Origin of the sequence: Protofrankia sp. Cas3 (genome assembly GCF_963555955.1) — a bacterium.
In the GTDB taxonomy this organism is placed as follows: Bacteria; Actinomycetota; Actinomycetes; order Frankiales; family Frankiaceae; genus Protofrankia.
In genome coordinates this window covers 1-5,585 of record NZ_CAUVXP010000248.1, presented here as the reverse complement: position 1 = coordinate 5,585, position 5,585 = coordinate 1, and the positions used below count along the sequence as shown (strand labels likewise).

At 70.2% G+C, this 5,585-nt stretch carries 4 protein-coding genes; 1 reads left to right on the top strand and 3 read right to left on the bottom strand.

Going from position 1 to position 5,585, the window contains the following annotated elements:
• Positions 1–2,847: NAD-glutamate dehydrogenase domain-containing protein (locus tag U9983_RS26405; protein ID WP_322756605.1), on the bottom strand; the 2,847-nt coding region annotated here is incomplete at its 3' end.
• Between the two features lie 216 nt (positions 2,848–3,063).
• On the opposite strand from U9983_RS26405, the gene U9983_RS26400 reads away from it, so the two are divergent.
• Positions 3,064–4,137 (top strand): sugar phosphate nucleotidyltransferase, encoded by a 1,074-nt coding sequence (locus tag U9983_RS26400; protein WP_416211559.1) that lies wholly within the window; start codon positions 3,064–3,066, stop codon positions 4,135–4,137.
• Between the two features lie 110 nt (positions 4,138–4,247).
• Here U9983_RS26400 and U9983_RS26395 read toward each other — a convergent pair whose 3' ends face one another.
• Positions 4,248–5,051, bottom strand: a complete 804-nt coding sequence (locus U9983_RS26395; protein WP_322756603.1) for a DUF3105 domain-containing protein — start codon at positions 5,049–5,051, stop codon at positions 4,248–4,250.
• Between the two features lie 358 nt (positions 5,052–5,409).
• The gene (locus tag U9983_RS26390) at positions 5,410–5,571 is read right to left on the bottom strand and encodes a hypothetical protein (protein ID WP_322756602.1); all 162 of its coding nucleotides are present in this window, start codon (positions 5,569–5,571) and stop codon (positions 5,410–5,412) included.
• Positions 5,572–5,585 lie beyond the last annotated feature (14 nt).

Sequence of the window (5,585 nt, the reverse complement as noted above, 5' to 3'; positions counted from 1 at the left end):
GGCGAGCACGGCGGGCAGGGCCGCCGCAACATCCCGCATGCCGTCGGCGTATCGGGTGATCTCCGCTTCGATGTCCAGCGGCGACCGGCGGGCCCGCAGCAGCCACAGCGCGGATTCCTCGTGGACGAAGTGACAGTGCAGCAGCGCCTCGGCGGTGGGGTCGGTGGAGCCCACGGCCGGGCGGGTGCGGCTGCCCTCCCCGAGGCAGTGGACGTCCATGGCGTCCCAGATGTCGGTGAGGCCGAGCAGGTCGCGGGTGATGACGAAGGCCCGGGTGCCCTGGACGGTGTCCGCGCCGGTCAGCTCACGCAGCCGAAAGAGGAAACCGGCGCCGACCCGGTCGATGATCGAGTTGGCGAGCTGGGAGGCGATGATCTCCCGTCGCAGCGGGTGGCGGTCGAAGTGTTCGCGCAGCGTCCCCCGCAGCGAGGCCGGCAGGTAGGCATCCAGGGTGGGCCCGCCGACCGGCTCGTCGGGCAGGCCTGAGGCCAGCAGCGACCGGGCGACCATCCGTTTGGCGTAGGCGTGCAGGACGGCGATCTCCGGCCGGGTGTAGGTCCGTCCCTTGGCAAGCCGGTTGCCGAGCTCTTCGGTGTCCGGCAGGGTCTCGACATCCGGGTCGATCTCGCCGGTCTCCACCAGATGGGTGATGAGCCGGGACAACCCGTCCGCCATGGACATGGCATGGCGTTCGGCCGCGCTCAGCGCCAGGGCCTGGCGGGCGGAGTCGACCAGAACCGCTCGGGTGACGTCGTCGGTGGCCGATGCCAACAGCCGTTCGCGGTCGACCCGGTCGATCGCTCCCTTGCTGATGGCCAGGTCAAGGCCGATCTTGAGATTGACCTCGCGATCGGAGCAGTTCACCCCGGCGGAGTTGTCGACGAAGTCGGTGTTGCAGCGACCGCCGTGCATGGCGAACTCGACCCGGGCGGCATCGGTGAGGCCGAGGTTCCCGCCCTCGGCCACGACCCGGGCGCGCAGCTCGACCGCGTCGACCCGCATCCCGTCCCGCGCCTTGTCCCCGACCGCGCCGTGTTCCTGCGTACTGGCCTTGACCCAGGTGCCGACACCGCCGTTCCACAGCAGGTCGACCGGTGCACGCAGCACCGCCCGGACCACGGCGTCGGCGGGCAGCGCATCGTCGCCGACCCCGAGCAGTTCCCGTACCTGTTCGGTCAGTTCGATCTGCTTGGCCGACAGCGCGAACACACCACCGCCGGGCGACAGCGCGGAGCGATCGTAGTCGTCCCAGCTGCTCCCGGGCAGCGCCGCGAGGCGTTCGCGCTCGGCGAACGAGCGGGCCGGGTCGGGGTCGGGGTCGAGAAAAATGTGACGATGATCGAATGCGGCGACCAGGCGGAGGTAGCGGGAGAGGAGCATGCCGTTGCCGAAGACGTCCCCGGACATGTCGCCGATGCCGACGACGGTGAGCGGTTCGCGGTCGGCGTCCACGCCCAGTTCGGTGAAATGACGGCGAACGGACTCCCACGCGCCCCGGGCGGTGATGCCCAGCGCCTTGTGGTCGTACCCGGTGCGGCCACCCGAGGCGAACGCGTCACCGAGCCAGTACCCGCTCGATCTCGCCACCTCGTTGGCGAGATCGGAGAAGCGCGCCGTGCCCTTGTCCGCGGCGACCACGAGGTAGCTGTCCGGCCCGTCATGGCAGATCATGCCCGGGCTGCGGACGGTTGCGCCGTCGACCCGGTCGTCCACGAGGGCCAACAGCGCCCGCATGAACTCCGCGTAGCAGGACCGGGCCAGCGTGGCGAGCTCGTCGGGGTCCGACGGCGGACGGCGCAGCACGAAGCCGCCCTTGGCGCCGTCCGGCACGATGATGGCGTTCTTGACCCGCTGGGCCTTCATCAGGCCGAGAATCTCGGTGCGCAGGTCCTCCTGGCGGTCGGACCACCGGATGCCGCCACGGGCCAGCGCAGCCCCGCGAAGATGCACCGCGTCGAACAGCCCGGAACTGACGAAGGTTTCCGCCTCGGGCACCGGCGGCGGCAACCAGAGCAGTCCGCCTGAGGCGATCTTGAGGGCGAGTGTCTCCGGGGTGTCCACCCCGGACACCGCGGGCACCGGGCCACGGTCTGATCCGCCATGGTCGGCCGAGGGTTGGTCGGAGTGCGGGTAGAACGTCGTGCGCACAACCGCGAGGACGAGGTCCCGCAACCGGCGGAGGACCATGTCGTCGTTGATGCCGGTCACCCACCCCAGCGCGTCCTCCAGCCGCGCGTGCAGCCGCCCGGTCTCCGTGGGACTCACCCGTGCCGGGTCCATCCGGGCGTGGAACAGTGCGACGAGATCGTGCGCATAGGACGGGTGGGCGGTCAGGACGCGGTGGGCGTAGCGGGTTCCCAGCGACGTTCCAGCCAGGCGCAGGTAACGGAACAGAGCCCGCAACAGCCCCACCTCCCGGGCGGTGAGCCCGGCGGTCAGCACGAGTGAGTCGAGGCTGTCGCTGTCGATGTCCCCGCGTGCGAGGCCCGCCAGGATGCCGCGCAGCCCGTCCATCTGCCTGAGGGCGGCGTCGGCGAGCGCCGGTGTGGCGCGCACGTGGTACTCGTCCAGGCTGACGGTGCCCCCGAGCGGGCCCGGCTGGCTCGGCAGCCAGCGATGGGTCGTCGCGCTCAGGCCGAGGTTGGTGAGCACGGGTACGACATCGGCTATGGGTGGACCCTCGCCGTGCCAGGCGAGCCACACCGCCAGGGTGGCGGGACCACCGTCGTCGGTGCGGGCGGCGGCAAAACCCGGTTCCCCACCGTGGAGCAGCGCGGCCGTAGCTGCCTCGGCGCCCGTGCGGGCGTCGCCGGGAGAGACCCGGTAGCGGACAGGTTGCTGGCGCACCACGTCTTCAGCATCGCCAGTTGGGCTCGTGCGCGCACTCCGGCGTGCCGGGGCCGGTGAACGATGTCGGAGAACAGGGTCGGTGCACGGGGCCGGTGAACGAGGCGGATCTGGCAACTGTGCCCAGCCTGGTCGGCAGGTGTCCGCGACGCGACGCCACGGAGGTATGCCGACATCGTGCACCAGGCGGTGCGGCCTCTGGGACACTCACGCGTCATGGACGCTGTGATGCTGGTCGGAGGACAGGGTAGTCGGCTGCGCCCGCTGACGATGTCAGCACCGAAACCGATGCTTGCGGTCGCCGGCGTTCCGGTGACCGCCCACATGCTTGCTCGGGCGCGTGACGCGGGCATCACCCGTGTTGTTCTCGCCACCTCATACCGGGCCGAAGTGTTCGAGGAGTACTTCGGCGACGGCTCCGCACACGGTCTGGAGCTGGAGTACGTCACCGAGACCGAGCCGCTGGGAACCGGTGGTGCGATCCGCAACGTCGCGTCACGGCTGCGCGGTGGTCCGGGCGACCCGGTGGTCATCTTCAATGGCGACATCCTGTCGGGTCTGGACATCGTCGCGTTGGTGCGCCGGCACCGGGACGCCGACGCGGCCGTCACCCTGCATCTGACCGAGGTCGGTGACCCCCGTGCCTTCGGCGTGGTCCCCACCGACGCCGACGGCCGCGTCACCCAGTTCCTGGAGAAGACCCCCGATCCGCCGACCAACCGGATCAATGCGGGCTGTTACGTCTTCCGGCGGTCAGTGATCGACGATATTCCGGCCGGCCGGCCGGTCTCGGTCGAGCGGGAGACCTTTCCGGGGTTGCTGGCGTCCGGCGTTCTCGTGGTCGGCTACGTCGACAGCACGTACTGGCTGGATCTGGGTACCCCGGAGGCGTTCATCCAGGGTTCCCGCGACCTGGTGATGGGACGGATCACATCCTCCGCGCTGCCGGGACCCGTCGGTGACCAGCTGGTGCTGGCCGGCGCGTCCGTCGCCGCGGATGCGAAGATCAGCGGGGGGGCGGTGGTGGGCGCCGGCGCCGTAGTGGGTTGCGGCGCCACGGTGGACGGTGCGGTGCTCTTCGACGGTGCGGTCATCGGTGACGGTGCGGTGGTGCGTGGATCGGTCGTCGGCGCCGGCGCGGTCATCGGTGCACGGGTGTCACTGGACGGGGTCGTCGTGGGCGACGGTGCGCGGATCGAGCCCGACAACGAGCTGCGGGCTGGTGTGCGGGTGTTTCCCGGGGCGGTCCTCGGCGCGGGCGCGATCCGCTTCAGCTCGGACCGCGCCTGACCGCTGTGCCTATCCGACGCCGGCGCCCATCCGACGCCGGCGCCCATCCGACGCCGGCGCCTATCCGACGCCGGCGCCTATCCGACGCCGGTGCCTAACCGGCGCCGGGGTTACGGCGTGGAGGTGGCCGCGCCCGCCGGGGCGGACGTGGCGGTACCGGTATCCGATCCGGCGCTCGGCGCGGTGCCGGCGATCGTCGGGCTCAGGTCGAGCGGGCCGCCGAGCGCACCGGACTCGGGCGCGGTGGGGGATGCCCACGCAGCGCCGGCCAGGCTCGGGTCGGCGTAGGTCTTCACGAAGTCCTTGATGGCCGACTCCGACACGGTCGCGCATCGCTGGGTGCGGTCCCACGCCGTCAGCACGAAGTGTCTGTTATCGGCGAACTCGCTGCGGGCCCAGGGGACGGCGATGAACCGGTTGCCGGCCGCGTCCGCGGCGGTACGCAGCGCGGTGACCTGGTCGTCCGGGAGTTTCGCGTCGTACCAACCGATGATGAAGCCGTGTTCCAGGTTGTGGACGGCGCGCTCGATCCGCAGGTTGGGGATGCGCTCGTAGAAGCGGTAGGCGTCCGGCAGCGGACTGGAATCGTGGTTACCCGACGACGGCGGCGTGAGGTCGTAGTTGACCGTCTGGTTGGCCGCGACGTGGGTGCTGCCATGGGAGGCGTCGTTGACGACTCCGGTACACCCGGCCGCGGTCGCCGCCGCGCTCGCCGCGGTGACGTGACCGACCGAGTGGGACTCATCCTTCGCCTGGTTGGCCACCAGCGCGTAGACGATGATGCCGGCCAGCACCGCGACTGCGACCAGGCCGCCGGTTCCGTAGATCAGAAAGGAACGCCGGCGTTCCTGGCGCCGTTGTTCCCGCCGGAGCGTATCGAGTCTTGCGTTGCGTTCCGCACTCTTTTTTCCCACGGCGCAGGATCCTACGGAGGGCCGGTGGTCGCCCGCGCACCTCGTCCCCGCCGAACCCGCCGGGCGCTCTAAGTCCTTCGGGGGTTGACACCTGGGCAGGCGGGGTGGTCAGATTTCGGGGATCGACAGGTACAGCTCGCAGGCGCAGTCGAGGGTGACGCCTTGGTGGGTGGCCGGCCCAGCACGAGTGGATGGTTGACATACATTTTCCGCCCGAAAACTGGCGCCTTCTGACGTCTTCCTTCCACTCGTCGCACCGGGGCCCGCTCTCCACAACCAGGACCACGAGCACCTCATCTCGCACCGTGTAGATGACCGGCAAGCTTACGGCGACGATCCTGCCGTCAGCAGTCCTCAGTCAGATCAGCAGGTCTTCCCGCGTGAACCCGAGCTCGGCGAGCACCTCATCGAACGGCACCGGGTCCTCGCCCTCGGCGAGTGCCGCATCCAGACACAGGCGGTCGTCCTCGTCCTCGTCGTCCGTCGTCTCATAGACCGTGTCAATCAACGGTTCAGTCACCCGCACTCACCTCC

Bases quoted from the DNA above. Each gene is read 5' to 3' on its own strand.
- U9983_RS26400 (WP_416211559.1), top strand. From the start codon at position 3,064: ATGGACGCTGTGATGCTGGTCGGAGGACAGGGTAGTCGGCTGCGCCCG.